This is a genomic window from Acinetobacter sp. 797_lipA, assembly GCF_058243025.1.
In genome coordinates, this window is record NZ_JBZAYQ010000001.1 from 264,130 (window position 1) to 280,809 (window position 16,680).

Below are 16,680 nucleotides of genomic sequence, written 5' to 3' on the forward strand. Positions count from 1 at the left end.
TTAAACAGGTCAGATTTTAGTGAAAATGCTGAATACGCCACTGTTGAGGTGTGACTTGTGTCCAGTGTTTAAAGGCACGTTGAAAAGCACTTTGTTCAGAGTAACTCAGCAACAGTGCAATTTCCTGTAAGCTGAGGTGTGGATCTTTTAAGTATTGCTCCGCCAAAATACGTCGAACTTCTTGCATCCGCTGTTGGTAGGTCGTGCCTTGTTGTTGTAAGTAACGTTGCAGCTGTCGGACTGAAAAGTTCAGCTGCCGAGCAATATGTTCAATTTGATATTGGTTTTTTTGTAGCCCCGTTAAAATCGCATGCTGTAAGCGCTGGTCGATGTGAGTAGAGTTGGGAAGTTTTTCCAGTAAGGCTTCAGCTTGCTGTAAGAGCAATTTTTGCAGGGTTTGATCACCTTGCTGAAAGGGCATGGATAATTCGCTGAGAGGAATCATCATCATCGGGCGGCTTTGGGAAAAGCGGACTTTACAATTAAAGTACTGCTCATACAGTGCCGTATTTTTCGGTGCAGGATGAGTAAAATGAACCTCGCTGAGCTGGATGTCATCATGGGCGACAAAGTGTTTCATAAACTGAATGATCAGCGCCATTGCCACTTCATTGCTGAGTTGTGTAGTGAGTTCAATCGGCATCTCCACCCAACCAAAGCATAGATTTTCACCTTCAATTGCAACATATAGTGAACTGCCATCATAAATGAGGCGGTGAAAGTCATGATAACGGGTGAGCGCCTCGCCTAAATTTTCGCAGGACAGCGCAATATAGCCTAAAATGCCTAAATGCTTGGGCTGTACATACTTTGCAATCTCGAGTCCGAGCGCAGGGATGTGCAGATGGCTGTCAAGATCATTCAGTAACTCTAACCACAGGGCATAATCAAAACGTTCTAAGTTCTGTGCTTTTTCAAGCTGTTCAGAAATTGGATAGCCCACGGCTTGGCAATAGGCATAGAGTAAATGTCCCAGTCCACCGTAGACAGAACCTGTGTAATCTTTGAAATGTTGCATTTATTGGCTCTATTGTTCTTGTCGTAATTTGTCAATGAATTTGAATGCTAGGGTCAATATTTAGCATAGTTTCCCCATTATATTCAATCTGAATATAGGAGGAATTTGCCATGTGGAAGGGTTTTGTCGCAGGACTAGTGGTTGCCAATGCGTTTGAGTGGGTTGCACATAAATATATTTTGCATGGAACACACCGTGCTGGAAAGCCACGTTATAGCCCTGTGCCTGACAGCATGAAATCGCATTGGGAGCATCACCGAGAAGTGCGGAAAACCACGTTTCACGATCATGGTTATGTTGAAGGTTGGAGCAACTGGCGTACCAAAAATGAAATCGTATCACTCGCAGTCGTGGCGGGTGTGTTTGGGACCTTATTTTATCCTGTCTCCAAAGGCATGACGTTGTCTGTGTTGTACAGTGCAGGAAATTATTACTACATCCACCGCCGTGCGCACTTAGAGCCAGACTGGGCAATGCGTAAGATTCCTTGGCATTATGACCATCATATGAACTCCAATCAGGATGCCAACTGGTGTGTGACCAAGCCATGGTTTGATTATATTTTAGGAACGCGGGTCATTTCCTCGTTGGATTTGCAAGAGCAAAATCCGTTGGGTATTGCTTTACCTCAAGTGGTGTCGGATAAGCTCACCCAGTGGGTCAATCAGGTTTTCCCTGCAAAATGGGTTAAGGCACCTGAAGCGATTCCACTGAACTCAGCGCAGACGACGGAAACGGTTGCAGGATAACTGAATAGGTATTTTTGTCGTGATATGTCAATAATATTGGTATGTATTGTCAATATTTCGTCATTTGAACATTCTATAGTAAAGCTGTTGATGAGGTGAAATCATCTCATGAGCACTAGTACGTCATTTTTCATTTTCCAGTTTAACAAGACAATGTTGTAGTTATTCTAGGTTTATAGGGAGTCGCAAGACTCCCTTTTTTTATCTCAAAAATTGAGAGCATAATTGCGGTCAAGAGCCAGCGAGCATTCTAAGCTTTAACATCTGCTGCATAATAGTGGCGATAGTACTGTCCGACTTAGCATTAGCTCAGCTGTGCCGAAGTACAGCGTAACTGAGCCTTTTAATTCGCCTGCTTTTTAAAGTCGGTTAAAATATAGCGATCCATTTCATCGGTATAGTCCGGGGAAAACTGAAAGCAAACATGCTCGTTGATGTTTAAGCTTTTGAGATCAGGGAAGCTTTGTCTGGCACGCGGACTATTGCTAAATAAAAAAGCTTCTTGATCACTCTGAAAGTAAAACACTTTTTCAGTGCTGATATTGTGCCGTCGGTAATGGGTGACCTCTGACCATTGTGTAAAAATACCACAAGCCCGAATTTGATCAGGTGCAATCAGCGCTTTTTCATAATACTGTTTAAACTGATATTTGCAGAAGCTGATATAGCTACACAGGCATAAACCGAGGAGTAGCAATACAGCCAGCATACCGAAAGGGCGGTCAGCATATTTCTTCATCAAAAGGATGAAAACAAAACAGATCAATAGACCACAAATAAATAAGATTAGTTCTAAGTGATACATTTTTTCTCATCTTTAAAATGATAAAAAGAGTACTCGAAAGCACTCTTTTCATAGGTTTTACGGCTATGGTGTGTTTATAGACGCATTTCGATGCCTTGCTCTGCAAGGTATTTTTTCGCTTCAGGAATTGTGTGTTGTCCAAAGTGGAAAATCGAAGCAGCCAGTACAGCGTCTGCGCCACCTTTTAAAATACCATCGGCCAAGTGTTGTAAGTTTCCGACACCGCCCGAAGCAATGGTTGGAATAGTCACGCGGTCATTAATTTGACGCATCAGTTCAAGGTCATAACCTGCTTTGGTACCATCGGCATCCATCGAAGTAATCAGCAGTTCACCTGCACCAAAGTCGGCCATTTTCACGGACCATTCAATCGCATCAATACCGGTTGGTTTACGGCCACCATGGGTAAAAATTTCCCATTTGTTCTCGCCCGTTTTTTTCGCGTCAATGGCAACCACAATACACTGTGCGCCAAAGCGTTGCGATGCTTCTTGTACAAATTCTGGGTTAAACACCGCTGCTGAGTTAATGCTGACTTTGTCCGCGCCAGCATTGAGTAAGAGGCGAATGTCTTCAACTTTGCGAACGCCACCACCGACGGTTAAGGGAACAAAAACCGTTTCAGCCATACGTTCAACAGTACGATAAGTCGTGTCGCGACCATTCGAAGTTGCAGTAATGTCTAAGAAGGTAATTTCATCAGCACCTTGTTCGTTATATCGACGTGCTACTTCTACTGGGTCACCTGCATCACGAATATCAAGGAATTGAACACCTTTCACTACACGACCGTTGTCTACGTCGAGGCAAGGAATAATACGTTTAGCTAGCATAATTTTTTCCAAAAATAACAGCCGATTATGAAACTTCGCGACTTAGATGCTACACCTTAATAGTCGGAGCGGGTATTCTATCAAACTTATGTAAGTTTTTTTGCAGGTTTTATATGTCGGTTTATACCACTTTGACTTTACAGGAAGTTCAGGCGTTTGCAGCACCTTATGGACTTGAGGTAATCGATCTGATCCCAATTCAAGGCGGTATTCAAAATACGAACTATTTTATTGTGTGTGAAAATGCTGTTCAGTATGTATTGACTGTATTTGAAGAAATGGATGAACAGGGCGCAGGCGAGTTAGTTCCTGTACTTGAGCATTTAGGTCAGGCTGGTTTAGCGGTTCCTGTACCTTTAAGTCACTCAGGCAAAGCCATTCATAGTTTAAAAGATAAACCTGCGCAAATTGCCCCACGGATGATGGGCAGACATCCCATGCCTGCGACCCTTGAGCAAGCCGAAGCGATTGCGGTTGCACAAGCGCAAATGCATGTCGCACTGCAAGATTTTCCACTGGAGCGTGCAGAATACCGTGACCATGACTACTGGCTCGCTGTAGCATTACAGATGAAACCGACATTAAGTGAGGCGGATCAAGCACTACTCAATAAGTTGTTGGGGTTATATGACGCATTATCGGCGGTTTATCCGAATCGTCCAAAGGGCTTTATCCACTCAGATTTATTCCGTGACAACACTTTGTTTGAGGGCAATCAGCTCAAAGGCATTTTAGATTTTTATGAATTGAATAAAGATGAGTTCTTGTTTGATATTGCGATTACGCTGAATGACTTCTGTACCGAATATCCAAGTGTGCACTTAAATGAAGACAAGGCCATCGCATTCTTAAGCGCCTATGAAAGTATTCGTCCTTTGACGACTGATGAAAAATCTTGCCTAGGGCTGTATCTGGCAATGGCTGCTGCACGTTTTTGGATGATGCGTTTACAAGTGGCACAAAAAAATGCTGAACAAGGCCGTACGGGGGATGACATTTTGCAGAAAAATCCTGCCGAAATGCGTAATATGGTGATTGACCGCCTAAAATTTGTAACTGCTTAAATAGGAAAGAAAAATGCGTGACCAAGGACGACTCGTTGAATGGTTTGATGAAAAAGGCTATGGCTTTATTCAGCCCAACGATGACAGCAAAGATCGCGTGTTTTTACATATCAAGGACTTTGCTCGGCAAGGTCCTCGTCCTATTTTAGGCTGTGCGTTGGAATACAACGTGATTGTGGATGCGCAAGGACGTTATCGTGCACAGCAAGTTAGTTATTTAAAGGCATCCCAAACCCAAAAGATCCGTACCCAAAAAGTCTCCCCGAAAAAGACCGAACAGGGTCAACGCTGGAGTCCAATGCAAATTGCGTCGGTGGCATACATCGTGTTTTTGGCACTATTGGTATTGCTGGGGCGTTTGAGTGGATTGGTGCTGCTGTTGATTAGTGTGATGAATGCGGCCAGTTATTGGTTCTATGCGCAAGATAAAGAAGCTGCGAAAAATGGACAGCGCCGTGTACCTGAAAATACACTGCATCTCCTTTCATTTTTGGGTGGTTGGCCTGCAGCATGGTTAGCGCAGCAAAAGCTACGACATAAAACACAAAAACAACCGTTTAGAAAGATTTACTTTTGTACAATTCTATTCAATATTCTTTTAATTTTATGGCTTATTTCTCCTTTCAATAGTTTGCCTATTTAAAGTTCAAGCCCACTTCATGAGGGACAATATGAATTATTCAGTCGATCAAGATCCGAATCGTAGTCTGACTTTTATTCTTTATATTTTGTATATCGTTGCGATTTTTTCCGCAGGGATTTTAGCCATCATTGCTTTAGTGATTAATTATGTGAAGCGTGGCTCTGTGCGTGGTTCCATTTTTGAGAGCCATTTTACTTGGCAGATTCGCACCTTTTGGTGGTATTTGATTTGGAACGTGATAGCCTTTGTGCCATTTATTTTCTTATTCTTTACGGGTGAAAATGTCACCGCTTTCGCAGGTGTCGCACTCGGTGCTTCAACATTCTGCGTATCTGTGATTGGGTTGTCATGGGTGTGGATTGTATATCGTGCCATTAAAGGCATTATTCGTTTAAATGACAATCAACCGATGTATCAATAACAAGTGGTGAGATTTAAAAAGGGCAGTGTGCCCTTTTTTTTATGATTTTTTTATAACAAGGTTTATGCACCGAGATGAACCAAGCTGATGCAGCAGTGTCTCTGTTTTTGTGTAGGCTTTTAAAAAGCACCTTACAAAATTGAATTTCAATCTTTACTTTTTTATATGGCTTCGCTGCATAAATATTTTTCAAGATACTGATTTTTAAGACGTTCTAGAAATTTTAATAAAAATAAATATAATAAAATCATAGTTTTAGGTGTTTGTCTAGCAAAGCCCCATTGATCACTCGATTCAGCAGTTTTTTCGTTTCGGAGATAGGCTAAAGTTGTTCGAGGTTCTTTTTCGACTTCAGCAGTTTCGGTTTCCATTCACTGATCATAATGCCAAACACCACCAAAAGTCCGCCCAACAAAGCTAGTGGTGCCAAACGTTCTCCTGCAAGGCGCCCAAATAGTGCTGCCCATACTGGCTCTCCTGCGTAAATAATCGCTGCTTGAGATGGATTGACTGAGCGCTGTGCCCAATTCATTACATATTGAATCACGGCACTGGCAAGACCCAAGCCGAGTGCGATACTCAGTAAAGGCCATGAAAAGTCTGGAATGTGGTGTTCACCTGCCAATGGCATGGCTGCAAAGGCGAGCACAGAGGCAACTGCCAGTTGAATCACCGTCACTCGACCAATATCGACTGTTGGAGCAAAATAGCCAATCAGGATAATTTCCATCGCTATAGCGATTGCACCGAGTAGGGTTAAGGTCTGGCCAAAATTCAGTGAAATTGAATTCAGACTATTGCCTGTGAGTAAGACTAAGCCCATAAACGCACAGAGCGCACCGATCCAAATCATAAAATGGGGCACTTTACGAAAGATCAGCCACAACAATACAGGTACCAAAGGCACATATAGTGCAGTTAAAAAGGCAGATTCACTGCTACTGACCGTTTGTAGTCCGACTGTTTGTGTGCCATAGCCAATAGTGACCATACAGCCAATCAATGCACCTGCCCACAGGTCTTGTCGGGTAATGTGTTTTAAATGTTGATAGGAAAATAAGCCAATAATTGTCGCGGCGCAGGCGAAACGACAGCCCACAAAGAACATGGGGGAGCTGAAATTTAAGGCATATTTCACGGCCAAGAAGGTACCACCCCAAATAAAGGTAATTAGAATCAGTGCAATGACAGGCGCTTTAGAACCGAGCTGAGTATTCAACATAAAAGAACTGGTGTGCAATATATTGCACATAGCTTGTCCTGCTTTGTTTTTGTGTGCAATATATTGCTCAATATTTTTTTGATTGAACTTTATGAAGTCTCCTGCGGTACTACAACACGTCAGTCAAAATGTGCGTCATTATCGAAGCTTAAAAGGCCTGAGCCAGCAACAACTAGCGGATTTGGCTGGTTTAAGCCGACGTATGGTGGCTGGGGTTGAATCAGGGCAGGACAATATTAGTTTGGCAAAACTCAGCTTGATTGCCGATGTGCTTGAGGTCGATTTTGTACAGATGATTGCTGCACCTGAACAGCAAGGTCAAGCGGTCGTCAACGTTCTGGCTTGGCAGGGTACACAAGCACACAGTGAAGCAAAATTATTGGCCTCGGCGGCAGCAACACAAAAAGTTGAATTGTGGACATGGGTGCTTGCCCCAAATGAGCACTATAGTGCAGAACCTGACCCAGTCGGTTGGCGTGAGATGCTCTATGTGATGGAGGGGGAGTTAACTTTGGATTTGGCAGGTGACATAAAAGTCTTGGGGGTAGGAGAGTCGATTGTTTTTTCCAGTGTCATCGAATACCAATACATCAACCGTGGAACTGTACCGTTAAAATTTATTCGTAATGTGATTTATTAAGCAGCAGATTTTATACGCCAACATTTAATGAATAAAAAAGAGGTCAATAGACCTCTTTTTTAAATTCTACAATTAGAGCGATTGTTCATCTAACAGCAATTGTGCTTCACGTAGGTTTAAACTGCCTTCGTAAATCGCACGACCAGTAATTGCGCCCAAAATACCAGGTTGGCCTTTGAGGTTACGCACGTCATCAAGGTTGGTCACACCACCTGATGCAATTACAGGTAAGCCAGAGTATTGTGCCAGTTGAACAGTTTGCTCAACGTTCACACCCTGCATCATCCCGTCACGTGCAATGTCAGTATAGACAATGCTCGATACGCCCGCATCGGCAAAACGTTTGGCCAAATCGGTTGCTTTCACATCGGTCACATTGGCCCAGCCATCGGTGGCCACCATGCCATTCATGGCATCAATGCCGACAATGATATGACCTGCAAATTTCTTACATGCTTCTTCTACAAACTCAGGATCTTGAACAGCTTTGGTGCCAATAATGACAAAAGACACACCCGCTTCTAAGTAGTGTTCAATGGTTTCTAGTGAACGAATACCGCCGCCAATTTGAATTGGCAGTTCAGGTTGTGCGCGAGCAATGGCTTCAACCACAGGTTTATGAATTGGCGTACCAGCGAAAGCACCATTTAAATCGACCAAATGTAAGCGACGCGCGCCTTCATTTACCCAGTGCTGTGCAGTTGCAACAGGATCATCAGAAAAAACCGTATCGTCTTCCATACGACCTTGTTTTAAACGAACACATTTGCCATCTTTCAGGTCAATTGCAGGGATGATCAGCATGCTTTCGCTCCTAGCCAAATCTTAAATAAAATCAATGTCCGTCATCTTAGCAAAGTATTGGCAATTTTCTAAGCATCTGTTACAGCTTTTCATGACGACAAGGTTTTGTTGTTTTCTCTAATTCTTTGGAAATATCTTTTGGGAGTCGCTCTAAACGCCGCAATTCTTCAAAAACCAACAGCGCGGCATAGGCATCGGCAGCGGCATAGTCAACTTGTTCAGGCGTGAGTATTTTCCTCGCCCAATTTGAAGTGCTGACTTTTTTGCTTTTGGGGAAGTTGAGTTGAAACAGCAGGGCGATGGCATTTTTAATGCCAACAGGGTTAGTTAAACCAAAGCTGGCAAAGCATTTTGACAGCTCAACCACGCCCTTGAGCTCAAAACCTTTTTTGCGGAACAGATGGGCATCATTTTTTAAACCAAAACCCACTTTGAGCTGGTCTGGATTCGCTAAAAATGGCGTAAGGAAGTTCCAAATGGGTGGATTCATTTGAAACAAATAAGCATGCTCGACGCTGGCCAGTTGAATTAAATGCGGGCCCGTGGAAACTTCTCCTACTTGAAAGGTCGGTTTGGACTCGCTGTCAAAACCGAAGATGGCAATCTGTTCCAGTTCAGCACGGATTGCTTCACACTGTTCTAAGTTTTGAATGATATGAATTGCTTGTTTTGGTAAATTTTGAAAACGAGGAAATTTTTGAATTTCGACTTTACTGGGAAGGATGTGTTGAAAAGAAGAATCCATCATGCTTTGACTATGCCATTGTTGCCTAAGCCTAAAGCTTTTGTGTTGATTTAGCAAAACAGCCGACCTAGGTAGGCTGTTTTGCACAGGTGATTTTAGGACATAAAACCAGCCGCAATGCCGCCGATAATCGCTAAAACGAAAATCACGATGTAAATCCATGCCAAAACGGCTTCCCAGCCTGCCGTTGGGCGTGGTGAGCCATAGCTGTTGCTACGATCATCGCCTGGTGCGAAAATCAGGTAAAGCATTAGGATCACGTTGGCAAGAGGCACCAGCATCAACAGTGATAACCATCCCGTATGGTTGCGGTCATGTAGGCGACGAATAGTAAATACAAACGTGAAGTACATCAGCGCAACATAGATCAGGACGATAAAAATCATGCCGCCACCGAAGTTGCCTGTTTCCAAGTTCACAAATGTATTAGGAAAGATGGCGATGAAAATACCAAGAATAATTGACGCTACAATGGCAAGTAGACAGTTCCATGCTAGGTATGAAAAACGTCCGAAACGACCTGCGGCATTCAGCGCAGATTCTTGTGCATATTGAGTCATAGTGACTTACCTTATCGTTGTAAATTAAGTTTTTTATAAATAAAAATGTCTAAAAAGCAGGCAAATCATAATCAAATTTGGTGCCAATGAAAAGGCATCGTAGTCATCTTGAGTACACTAGTTTGCTGTAAAGCAAAGATTTTATATCTTCAGATGTATAGGAGTGAGGCACACGCCTCATTTATTTAAGCTGTTTATGATTTATTTTGAGTCTAGGTGCATCAATTTTGGATAAACAAAAGCTCAACCGAAGTTGAGCTTTTTCAATCAAACAGAGGCTGGAATAAATTAAATTTTCCATTCCACAAAGTTTTTCAGCAGTTGTAAACCTGCGGTATGACTTTTTTCAGGGTGGAACTGGGTCGCAAACAAATTTTCTTGATGAATGGCTGTGCAGAACTCTAAACCGTAGTCACAGGTCGCCGCCACAATGCCAGAGTTCTTCGGTTCAACATAAAAGCTGTGCACGAAGTAAAAACGTGCATCTTGCTCAATGTCTTTCCACATTGGATGACTCGGATCGGCTTGATGAACTTGGTTCCAACCCATATGGGGTACTTTCAAGCCGTCTACATCAGGAAAGCGTTTCACACTGCCTTCAAAAATACCGAGAGCATCGACTCCGCCATTTTCTTCAGAGCGTTGCATCAGCGCTTGCATACCCACACAAATCGCTAATACGGGCTTATTAAATGCCGCATGACGAACGACTTCATCAATCCCTGCTTCATGCATGCCTTGCATACAGTCACGCATAGCGCCTACGCCGGGGAACACAATTTTATCAGCTTGAGCCACTAACTTGGGATCATTGGTTACATCGACTGTTGCACCAACATGCTCAAGCGCTTTTGCGGCTGAGTGTAGGTTACCCATACCATAGTCAAGAAGGGCAATACGGGTCATTACAAACTACCTTTGGTTGAAGCAATGGTGTTGGTTGCACGTGGGTCAATTTCACAGGCCATACGAAGTGCACGCGCAAACGCTTTGAACACACTTTCAATTTGGTGGTGGCTATTTTTACCTTTGAGGTTATCAATGTGTACCGTCATGAGCGCATGGTTCACAAAGCCTTGGAAAAACTCCGAGAAGAGATCCACATCAAAACGACCAATCATGGCGCGGGTAAATGGAATATCCATAAACAAACCCGGACGGCCTGATAAGTCCACCACAGCACGGCTTAAAGATTCATCTAACGGTGCATAAAAATGACCATAACGACGTAAACCTTTTTTGTCACCTAAAGCTTTGGCAAAAGCCTGTCCAAGCGTGATACCACAGTCTTCAACCGTGTGGTGATCATCAATATCTAAGTCGCCATCACATTCAATATCAATATCAAATAAGCCGTGTCGCTTGATTTGATCAATCATATGATCTAAAAAGGGAATACCTGTGTTGAGCGTGCCTTGACCCGTACCATCGAGGTTTACACGAACTCGAATTTTGGTTTCGTTGGTATTTCTTACCACTTCACTGATACGTTCTGTCATAGACACGTTCCTCAAAGACGTCAAATAATTGATGTAAAATGTTTCGCCGTAACGAAGTCACCGCATATTAGATTGCTCAGGAGGGTTTATCAATGCCTATTACCGTACACGCTTATACTTCACTGGAAAAAGAAGAGTTGCGCAGCCAGCTAGAGCGACTGTACGACACCAGTCCTGAATTTGGCGATGGGCATGATGCCGTAGAACAACTTGAGCAAAATCTAGCTCAGTATACCTTACTTTACACTGCAGAATTTAATACTAAAGTCATTGGCGCCATTTGGTGTAGTGGGCAGGGTGAAAATAAAACCTTAGAATACATCGTAGTACATCCTGCAAACCGTGGACGAGGGGTTGCGGAGCGGCTGGTTGAAGAAGTTTGTCGTATGGAAGAAGCCAAAGGTGTCAAAGTGTTTGAGCCGGGCTGTGGTGCGATTCACCGTTGCTTAGAGCACATTGGTAAAATTTAAGCTTTTTTAAAGCAGTCTTTGGGCTGCTTTTTTCATGAATAGTGATGGTGACGCGCTTTAAGTGCAAATAATGACTCAAAAAATGTACGAAGGGTGCTGGGGTTGCTGTAAAAGTAAACACTCAACTGATTTTTTTGAAAACGCACTTGACGCTGCTTCGCTTAAACTGTTTAATACGCGACATCGGCGTGATAGCTCAGTAGGTAGAGCAACGGATTGAAAATCCGTGTGTCCCCAGTTCGATCCTGGGTCTCGCCACCATATTCAAAATCTTATTTAAAGATTTCAATCCCTGATCCCATCAGGGATTTTTTTTGCCTGAAATTTATCCGATCAAATAAAAAAGTGATGATTTTTATTGACTATTCATCCGAGATACGGCTTAATACACGGCATCGGCGTGATAGCTCAGTAGGTAGAGCAACGGATTGAAAATCCGTGTGTCCCCAGTTCGATCCTGGGTCTCGCCACCATATTCAAAAAAGCCTCAAACACTGTTTGGGGCTTTTTTTTGTCTTATGAAAAGTTGGATTGTATAAGGTGTTGGACAACATCATGCTTTAGTTAATGGAAAATGTGCTAATTTTGAGTCAAAAATAAGACTGAGAATGGCTTATGAAAGACCGCTTTTCATCGGGAAGTCAGCTTTATCAACTCGCACGTCCGAGTTATCCAGTGAGTTTGATTCAAGAAATACTCAAGCATGTAGTAACTCCTCAATTTGCGTGGGACTGTGGTGCAGGATCGGGGCAATTGACTCAATTGTTGGCGCCGCATTTTGATGCCGTGGTGGCGACAGATATCAGTGCTCATCAGTTACAACATGCACCTTATTTTGAAAATGTCAGTTATCAAGTTCAGTCTGCAGAGCACACCAGTTTTGCTGAGCAGAGTTTTGATTTAATCACGGTGGCTCAAGCCATTCATTGGTTTGATTTTGATGGTTTTTATGCAGAAGTGCGGCGGACTTTACGACCTGAAGGCATTTTGGCGGTCATTGGCTATGGTTTAATTCAGCTACAGCAACCTGAGTTACAGGGCTGTATTGAAAGACTTTATTTTAAGACTTTGAAAGGTTATTGGGATGCCGAACGACGTTATATCGACGAGGCCTATCAAACCATTCCTTTTCCCTTTGAGAAAATAACGACATCTGAATTGTCGATGTCGTTCCAATGGTCTGCTGCTCAATTGTTGGATTATTTAAATACATGGTCTGCACTGAAACATTATCGAGCGAAAAATTCAGATGACCCCTTATATGAGTTCAAAGCATTCTTTACGTTGGGTGATCACGCGAACCAACTCTTTGAGCTTAAATTTCCGATTTTTTTAAGATTGGGTCGTCTACCTGTATCGGCGCATTGAGTGTCTGAGCTTAATCGGCAATAAGACGTTTACCAAAGCACACGACTTCGATTTCCTCATAGCCTAGCTGCTCATAGAAGCTTTGCACGTCGATGTTTTCTTTACGTACAAGCAGTTGTAGTTTGGGGCAACCTAAGGCAATCAGGCGCTTCTCGAGCTGCTGTATGAGTGCAGTTGCGACTCCATTGCGTTGAAAGTGTGGATGTACTGCCAAATAATTAATCCAGCCGCGATGGCCATCATAACCACCCATCAATGTGGCGATGAGTTGTTCATCTTTAACAGCCAGTAAAAATAAACCATCTTTTTGCGCAGTTTTTCTAAAAATATCAATTTCAGGGTTATTCCAAGGGCGAGTGAGGTCGCATAACTCCCAAAGTGCAATGACGTCTTCTAAATCTGTTTCGAGATAGGGGCGAATAATGAACATGAGCTTGGCATTTTTATTTTTTGGATGCCTTTAGATTAATTGAGTTTTTTTATTTTGATAAGTGTTTTATTACACTTTTCATCAGACATAAAAAAACGCCCAAGAGGGCGCTTTTTTTTAAACTTTAAATTAAGCAGATTTCGCTTCTGCTTGAACAGGAAGCATGTGACCTGTTTCTTCAAAGTTAGAATGCCAAGACAACGCTTCACGAAGAAGGTGAGGCGTATGACCACCTTTTGCACATGAGCGATCGAAGTAGTCATTTAATGCATCACGGTAAAGTGGGTGTGCACAGTTGTCGATAATCGCACGAGCACGTTCACGCGGTGCTAGACCGCGAAGATCTGCCAAACCTTGTTCTGTTACCAGGATGTCAACATCATGTTCAGCATGGTCGATGTGCGACGCAAACGGTACGATTGAAGAAATGTCGCCACCTTTTGCAATTGATTTGGTCACGAAGATTGCCAAGTGTGCATTACGTGCGAAGTCACCTGAACCACCGATACCATTCATCATTTTCGTACCGCAAACGTGAGTTGAGTTCACGTTACCGTAAATGTCAAATTCAAGTGCAGTGTTGATGCCGATAATACCTAAACGACGAACCAGTTCAGGGTGGTTCGAAATTTCTTGCGGACGTAAAACCAATTTATCTTTGTACGCTTCAAGGTTATTAAATACTTTTTCGCCGTATTTAGCTGAAAGGGTAATTGATGAACCTGAAGCAAACTTCATTTTACCTGCATCAATCAATTCAAACGTACAATCTTGAAGTACTTCTGAATACATCACGAGGTCTTCGAAGTTTGAATCTTTAAGGCCTGTAAGTACAGCATTGGCAATTGAGCCAATCCCTGCTTGTAATGGGCCTAAGTTTTTAGGTAGACGCTCTTCAGCCACTTCTTTTTCAAAGAATGCGATTAAGTGGTCTGCAATGCCTTGAGTTTCATCATCTGGTGCAGTTACTGTTGATGGAGAGTCGTGCAAGTCATTGTTGATGACGATACCTACGATTTTTGCAGGATCGATATTGATCGCGTGCGTACCAATACGCTCATCCACTTGAGTCAATGGAATCGGTTGACGTGTTGGACGGTAAGTTGGGATGTAAATATCGTGTAAGCCTTCAAATGCAGGGCTTAAGTTAGTATTGATTTCAACAATCACTTTTTCTGCGAAAATTGCAAAACTTGCAGAGTTGCCCACAGATGTTGTTGGAATAATGCCGCCATCTTCAGTGATCGCAACCGCTTCAATGATTGCTACATCAGGTTTTTTCAACTGAAGGTTACGCATTTGCTCAACAGTTTCAGACAAGTGTTGGTCAATGAACATCACTTCGCCATTGTTGATGGCTTTACGTAAAGTGTTGTCCACTTGGAACGGTAAACGACGTGCCAATACACCTGCTTCAGTCAATTGCTTGTCTAGGTCATTACCTAAAGAAGCACCAGTAATTAATGTGATTTTTAAAGGATTTGTGTGTGCACGTTTAACCAATGCCAAAGGTACAGCTTTCGCTTCGCCAGCACGAGTGAAGCCACTCATACCTACAGTCATGCCATCTTCAATAAAAGCAGATGCTTCTTCTGCACTGATGACTTTATCGTGAAGTGAAGCTAAACGGATACGATCTAAAGACATGGTTTACTCTCGTTAATATTCTGAATCTGGCACCGATTGTACCGATCAAGAACGACATTGTGCATACCTGTTAGGCTAAGGTCTAATTTTTTGAAAAAATGTGGGTATAAGGGATTCTGATGATTTGCAAGTGTTTGAAATATATTTGGTAAAATTAAATTGTTGAATAGTTGAATAAAATCGTTTGATCAACTATTGTACAAAATTTAAAAATGCTCAACCAAGGTTTGCTTTAATTTTTCGAGTGGGTTGTTGCTGGAAATTTCAACATCTTGATTGTGATGAAGAGGCAGTGAAATAATTGCTTCAAGTCCCCCTTGTTCCCGATTATGAATGCTGAGTTGACCTTGGTGGATGTCGACAATGCGTTTCACAATGGCGAGTCCTAAACCACTGCCTTGAACTGTTCTGGCTTCATTCCCACGAACAAAAGGTTGCATGAGTTCTTCAATTTGATCGTCAGGAATACCTTCACCATGGTCTGCTACGCTAATTAAAATATGTTCATTTTCCACTGTTGCGGAAAGTTCAATCGGCTCAGCACCGTAGCGTTTTGAATTATTAATCAAGTTACCAATCAGGCGTTTAAGAGACAGACTACGTGCCTGAATAATCGGTAATTCAGCGGGTTCAAAACGAATATCTAGCGGTTTGAATTGCACCACCAATTCTTGTAACAACATATTTAAATCGGTGTCTTGGATTTCCTCATCCGAGCCGTCACGCATATAGGAAATGAACTGATTTAAGATCGCGTCCATATCTTCAACGTCATAAATCAGTCCCTCTTTTAAAAAATCATCATCGGGCATCATTTCCGCACTGAGTCGAATACGGGTCAGAGGGGTGCGTAAGTCATGTGAAATCCCTGCCAACATAATCCGACGGTCACGTTCAGTCTGATCTAGGGTATAGATCATGTGATTAAACGCTTGGTTGACCTCGCGAATTTCTTGAGGGCCGTGATTAGTCTCTAAATAAGGCGCTGTGCCTGTTTTACTATAACTGTTGGCAGCATTTTGCAGACGACGCAGTGGGCGATTGAGCTGACGAACCAAGGTTAAAATAATGGCTGCTGCAATCAAGGGGACGCCAAGTAGCCAGCCGAAAATTAGCTCAGGGCTGTAGTTGGCATAAGTTTTCAGTGGTTCCCGTACCCAGTTGCCGTTCATTTCAGGAGTTTGAATCCAAATACGTGGGCTGGGTTTAAACTGGAAATATACTGTGGCATGTTCGACTTTTAATTCTTTGGCCAGCTTAGCTTCAATTTGGTTGGTAAAGAACTCGGCAATCACCTTATCTTTAACATTGGGATATTCTTTGGGATCGGTGACGTATTCAATCCCGACGCGGCTTCTTAGCCAGTCATCGACATCGACTTCAGTATTTTGATGATAAATCCGTAAATCGGGGTTGTTGAGAATTTCTATTTCAACAGCAAGATAACGAGCATGTTGTTGGATTTCTGGAAGATATAAGGTTCGCCAAAAGAACCACAAGGACATAAATAAACTAAAAAATACAATGAAGAGTACCAGTACGGTGGTACGCATGGCAGCAGAACGCGGCTTGATTTTATCTAAAAAGCGTTCCCAACGCGTGCGTTTCCGTTCTGAATACGCTTCGTAATCTGTAAATTTTTGAGGGTCGATGGGTTCGAGTTTCACGCCAGCTTCCTGTGGACTATTTTTTATCAATATTACTGAAAGATACAGCAGAGTCTTACCGTTTTTATCAGTAATAGAAGGAGCTCATTCTGTTA

General features: G+C 42.6%; 20 protein-coding genes and 2 tRNA genes. 9 read left to right on the forward strand and 13 right to left on the reverse strand.

Annotated features, from left to right (window positions below):
- Positions 1-16: 16 nt before the first annotated feature.
- A complete protein-coding gene (locus AC4CU2_RS01170) occupies positions 17-1,018 on the reverse strand; it encodes an AraC family transcriptional regulator (RefSeq protein ID WP_218288604.1) in 1,002 nt (333 codons plus the stop codon).
- A 110-nt stretch (positions 1,019-1,128) separates the two neighbouring features.
- On the opposite strand from AC4CU2_RS01170, the gene AC4CU2_RS01175 reads away from it, so the two are divergent.
- Positions 1,129-1,767, forward strand: a complete 639-nt coding sequence (locus AC4CU2_RS01175; RefSeq protein WP_005401394.1) for a hypothetical protein — start codon at positions 1,129-1,131, stop codon at positions 1,765-1,767.
- 343 nt (positions 1,768-2,110) lie between these two features.
- Here AC4CU2_RS01175 and AC4CU2_RS01180 read toward each other — a convergent pair whose 3' ends face one another.
- Together AC4CU2_RS01180 and hisF are read right to left on the reverse strand one after the other, a co-directional pair.
- Complete coding sequence (locus tag AC4CU2_RS01180) at positions 2,111-2,572, reverse strand: hypothetical protein (protein WP_438330940.1); 462 nt, start codon at positions 2,570-2,572, stop codon at positions 2,111-2,113.
- Between the two features lie 74 nt (positions 2,573-2,646).
- The gene (gene hisF, locus AC4CU2_RS01185; RefSeq protein ID WP_004691571.1) at positions 2,647-3,405 is read right to left on the reverse strand and encodes an imidazole glycerol phosphate synthase subunit HisF; all 759 of its coding nucleotides are present in this window, start codon (positions 3,403-3,405) and stop codon (positions 2,647-2,649) included.
- 113 nt (positions 3,406-3,518) lie between these two features.
- Here hisF and AC4CU2_RS01190 point away from each other — a divergent pair, with 113 nt between their 5' ends.
- The 3 genes from AC4CU2_RS01190 to AC4CU2_RS01200 are packed head-to-tail and all read left to right on the forward strand — an operon-like array spanning position 3,519 to position 5,533.
- Positions 3,519-4,469 carry a homoserine kinase gene (locus tag AC4CU2_RS01190; RefSeq protein WP_438330941.1) on the forward strand — a complete coding sequence of 317 codons (951 nt, stop codon included), beginning with the start codon at positions 3,519-3,521 and terminating at the stop codon, positions 4,467-4,469.
- Positions 4,470-4,482: 13 nt separating this feature from the next.
- Positions 4,483-5,112 (forward strand): DUF1294 domain-containing protein, encoded by a 630-nt coding sequence (locus AC4CU2_RS01195; RefSeq protein WP_438330942.1) that lies wholly within the window; start codon positions 4,483-4,485, stop codon positions 5,110-5,112.
- Positions 5,113-5,140: 28 nt separating this feature from the next.
- Positions 5,141-5,533, forward strand: a complete 393-nt coding sequence (locus AC4CU2_RS01200; protein ID WP_078389526.1) for a DUF4870 family protein — start codon at positions 5,141-5,143, stop codon at positions 5,531-5,533.
- A gap of 161 nt (positions 5,534-5,694) precedes the next feature.
- Here the strand turns inward: AC4CU2_RS01200 and AC4CU2_RS01205 are convergent, their stop codons facing one another.
- Entirely contained in the window at positions 5,695-5,904 is a 210-nt protein-coding gene (locus AC4CU2_RS01205) for a hypothetical protein (RefSeq protein ID WP_438330943.1), read from the reverse strand.
- The gene (locus tag AC4CU2_RS01210) at positions 5,856-6,755 is read right to left on the reverse strand and encodes a DMT family transporter (protein ID WP_201701799.1); all 900 of its coding nucleotides are present in this window, start codon (positions 6,753-6,755) and stop codon (positions 5,856-5,858) included. Before AC4CU2_RS01210 ends, AC4CU2_RS01205 begins: the two co-directional genes overlap by 49 nt.
- 91 nt (positions 6,756-6,846) lie before the next feature.
- On the opposite strand from AC4CU2_RS01210, the gene AC4CU2_RS01215 reads away from it, so the two are divergent.
- Positions 6,847-7,395 carry a helix-turn-helix domain-containing protein gene (locus AC4CU2_RS01215; RefSeq protein ID WP_125273611.1) on the forward strand — a complete coding sequence of 183 codons (549 nt, stop codon included), beginning with the start codon at positions 6,847-6,849 and terminating at the stop codon, positions 7,393-7,395.
- 72 nt (positions 7,396-7,467) lie between these two features.
- On the opposite strand, the gene hisA is transcribed toward AC4CU2_RS01215, so the two are convergent.
- The 5 genes from hisA to hisB all read right to left on the reverse strand — a co-directional run bounded on the left by hisA (position 7,468) and on the right by hisB (position 11,003).
- Positions 7,468-8,199 (reverse strand): 1-(5-phosphoribosyl)-5-[(5-phosphoribosylamino)methylideneamino]imidazole-4-carboxamide isomerase, encoded by a 732-nt coding sequence (gene hisA / locus AC4CU2_RS01220; protein WP_004691558.1) that lies wholly within the window; start codon positions 8,197-8,199, stop codon positions 7,468-7,470.
- A 79-nt stretch (positions 8,200-8,278) separates the two neighbouring features.
- On the reverse strand, positions 8,279-8,947 hold the full coding sequence (locus tag AC4CU2_RS01225) for a 3'-5' exonuclease (protein ID WP_125273610.1): 669 nt from the start codon (positions 8,945-8,947) through the stop codon (positions 8,279-8,281).
- A gap of 92 nt (positions 8,948-9,039) precedes the next feature.
- Positions 9,040-9,504, reverse strand: a complete 465-nt coding sequence (locus tag AC4CU2_RS01230; protein ID WP_078389530.1) for a DUF805 domain-containing protein — start codon at positions 9,502-9,504, stop codon at positions 9,040-9,042.
- Positions 9,505-9,792: 288 nt separating this feature from the next.
- Complete coding sequence (hisH, locus tag AC4CU2_RS01235) at positions 9,793-10,410, reverse strand: imidazole glycerol phosphate synthase subunit HisH (RefSeq protein WP_004691555.1); 618 nt, start codon at positions 10,408-10,410, stop codon at positions 9,793-9,795.
- Entirely contained in the window at positions 10,410-11,003 is a 594-nt protein-coding gene (gene hisB, locus AC4CU2_RS01240; RefSeq protein ID WP_078389532.1) for an imidazoleglycerol-phosphate dehydratase HisB, read from the reverse strand. The genes hisH and hisB overlap by 1 nt, the downstream gene beginning before the upstream one ends.
- A 92-nt stretch (positions 11,004-11,095) precedes the next feature.
- On the opposite strand from hisB, the gene AC4CU2_RS01245 reads away from it, so the two are divergent.
- The 4 genes from AC4CU2_RS01245 to AC4CU2_RS01260 all read left to right on the forward strand — a co-directional run bounded on the left by AC4CU2_RS01245 (position 11,096) and on the right by AC4CU2_RS01260 (position 12,841).
- Positions 11,096-11,473, forward strand: coding sequence for a GNAT family N-acetyltransferase (locus tag AC4CU2_RS01245; RefSeq protein ID WP_004691552.1), 378 nt, complete (start codon positions 11,096-11,098; stop codon positions 11,471-11,473).
- A 185-nt stretch (positions 11,474-11,658) separates the two neighbouring features.
- A tRNA-Phe gene (locus AC4CU2_RS01250) sits at positions 11,659-11,734 on the forward strand.
- 136 nt (positions 11,735-11,870) lie between these two features.
- Positions 11,871-11,946, forward strand: a tRNA-Phe gene (locus tag AC4CU2_RS01255).
- A gap of 142 nt (positions 11,947-12,088) precedes the next feature.
- Positions 12,089-12,841 carry a class I SAM-dependent methyltransferase gene (locus tag AC4CU2_RS01260; RefSeq protein WP_005401379.1) on the forward strand — a complete coding sequence of 251 codons (753 nt, stop codon included), beginning with the start codon at positions 12,089-12,091 and terminating at the stop codon, positions 12,839-12,841.
- Between the two features lie 10 nt (positions 12,842-12,851).
- Here the strand turns inward: AC4CU2_RS01260 and AC4CU2_RS01265 are convergent, their stop codons facing one another.
- From AC4CU2_RS01265 to AC4CU2_RS01275, 3 genes are all read right to left on the reverse strand, one after another.
- A complete protein-coding gene (locus AC4CU2_RS01265; RefSeq protein ID WP_005401378.1) occupies positions 12,852-13,271 on the reverse strand; it encodes a GNAT family acetyltransferase in 420 nt (139 codons plus the stop codon).
- A gap of 129 nt (positions 13,272-13,400) precedes the next feature.
- On the reverse strand, positions 13,401-14,918 hold the full coding sequence (gene scpC, locus AC4CU2_RS01270; protein ID WP_004978127.1) for a succinyl-CoA:acetate CoA-transferase ScpC: 1,518 nt from the start codon (positions 14,916-14,918) through the stop codon (positions 13,401-13,403).
- A gap of 206 nt (positions 14,919-15,124) precedes the next feature.
- Positions 15,125-16,585, reverse strand: coding sequence for an ATP-binding protein (locus AC4CU2_RS01275; protein WP_125273607.1), 1,461 nt, complete (start codon positions 16,583-16,585; stop codon positions 15,125-15,127).
- Between the last annotated feature and the right edge of the window lie 95 nt (positions 16,586-16,680).

Excerpts from the sequence above, each read along its gene's own strand:
- hisB (WP_078389532.1), bottom strand. The coding sequence starts at position 11,003 with ATGACAGAACGTATCAGTGAAGTGGTAAGAAATACCAACGAAACCAAA.
- scpC (WP_004978127.1), bottom strand. The coding sequence starts at position 14,918 with ATGTCTTTAGATCGTATCCGTTTAGCTTCACTTCACGATAAAGTCATC.
- AC4CU2_RS01195 (WP_438330942.1), top strand. The coding sequence starts at position 4,483 with ATGCGTGACCAAGGACGACTCGTTGAATGGTTTGATGAAAAAGGCTAT.
- AC4CU2_RS01170 (WP_218288604.1), bottom strand. The coding sequence starts at position 1,018 with ATGCAACATTTCAAAGATTACACAGGTTCTGTCTACGGTGGACTGGGA.
- AC4CU2_RS01245 (WP_004691552.1), top strand. The coding sequence starts at position 11,096 with ATGCCTATTACCGTACACGCTTATACTTCACTGGAAAAAGAAGAGTTG.
- AC4CU2_RS01180 (WP_438330940.1), bottom strand. The coding sequence starts at position 2,572 with ATGTATCACTTAGAACTAATCTTATTTATTTGTGGTCTATTGATCTGT.
- hisH (WP_004691555.1), bottom strand. The coding sequence starts at position 10,410 with ATGACCCGTATTGCCCTTCTTGACTATGGTATGGGTAACCTACACTCA.
- hisA (WP_004691558.1), bottom strand. The coding sequence starts at position 8,199 with ATGCTGATCATCCCTGCAATTGACCTGAAAGATGGCAAATGTGTTCGT.
- AC4CU2_RS01210 (WP_201701799.1), bottom strand. The coding sequence starts at position 6,755 with ATGTTGAATACTCAGCTCGGTTCTAAAGCGCCTGTCATTGCACTGATT.
- AC4CU2_RS01200 (WP_078389526.1), top strand. The coding sequence starts at position 5,141 with ATGAATTATTCAGTCGATCAAGATCCGAATCGTAGTCTGACTTTTATT.
- AC4CU2_RS01205 (WP_438330943.1), bottom strand. The coding sequence starts at position 5,904 with ATGGAAACCGAAACTGCTGAAGTCGAAAAAGAACCTCGAACAACTTTA.
- AC4CU2_RS01215 (WP_125273611.1), top strand. The coding sequence starts at position 6,847 with ATGAAGTCTCCTGCGGTACTACAACACGTCAGTCAAAATGTGCGTCAT.
- AC4CU2_RS01225 (WP_125273610.1), bottom strand. The coding sequence starts at position 8,947 with ATGATGGATTCTTCTTTTCAACACATCCTTCCCAGTAAAGTCGAAATT.
- AC4CU2_RS01190 (WP_438330941.1), top strand. The coding sequence starts at position 3,519 with ATGTCGGTTTATACCACTTTGACTTTACAGGAAGTTCAGGCGTTTGCA.
- AC4CU2_RS01260 (WP_005401379.1), top strand. The coding sequence starts at position 12,089 with ATGAAAGACCGCTTTTCATCGGGAAGTCAGCTTTATCAACTCGCACGT.
- AC4CU2_RS01230 (WP_078389530.1), bottom strand. The coding sequence starts at position 9,504 with ATGACTCAATATGCACAAGAATCTGCGCTGAATGCCGCAGGTCGTTTC.
- AC4CU2_RS01175 (WP_005401394.1), top strand. The coding sequence starts at position 1,129 with ATGTGGAAGGGTTTTGTCGCAGGACTAGTGGTTGCCAATGCGTTTGAG.
- AC4CU2_RS01265 (WP_005401378.1), bottom strand. The coding sequence starts at position 13,271 with ATGTTCATTATTCGCCCCTATCTCGAAACAGATTTAGAAGACGTCATT.
- hisF (WP_004691571.1), bottom strand. The coding sequence starts at position 3,405 with ATGCTAGCTAAACGTATTATTCCTTGCCTCGACGTAGACAACGGTCGT.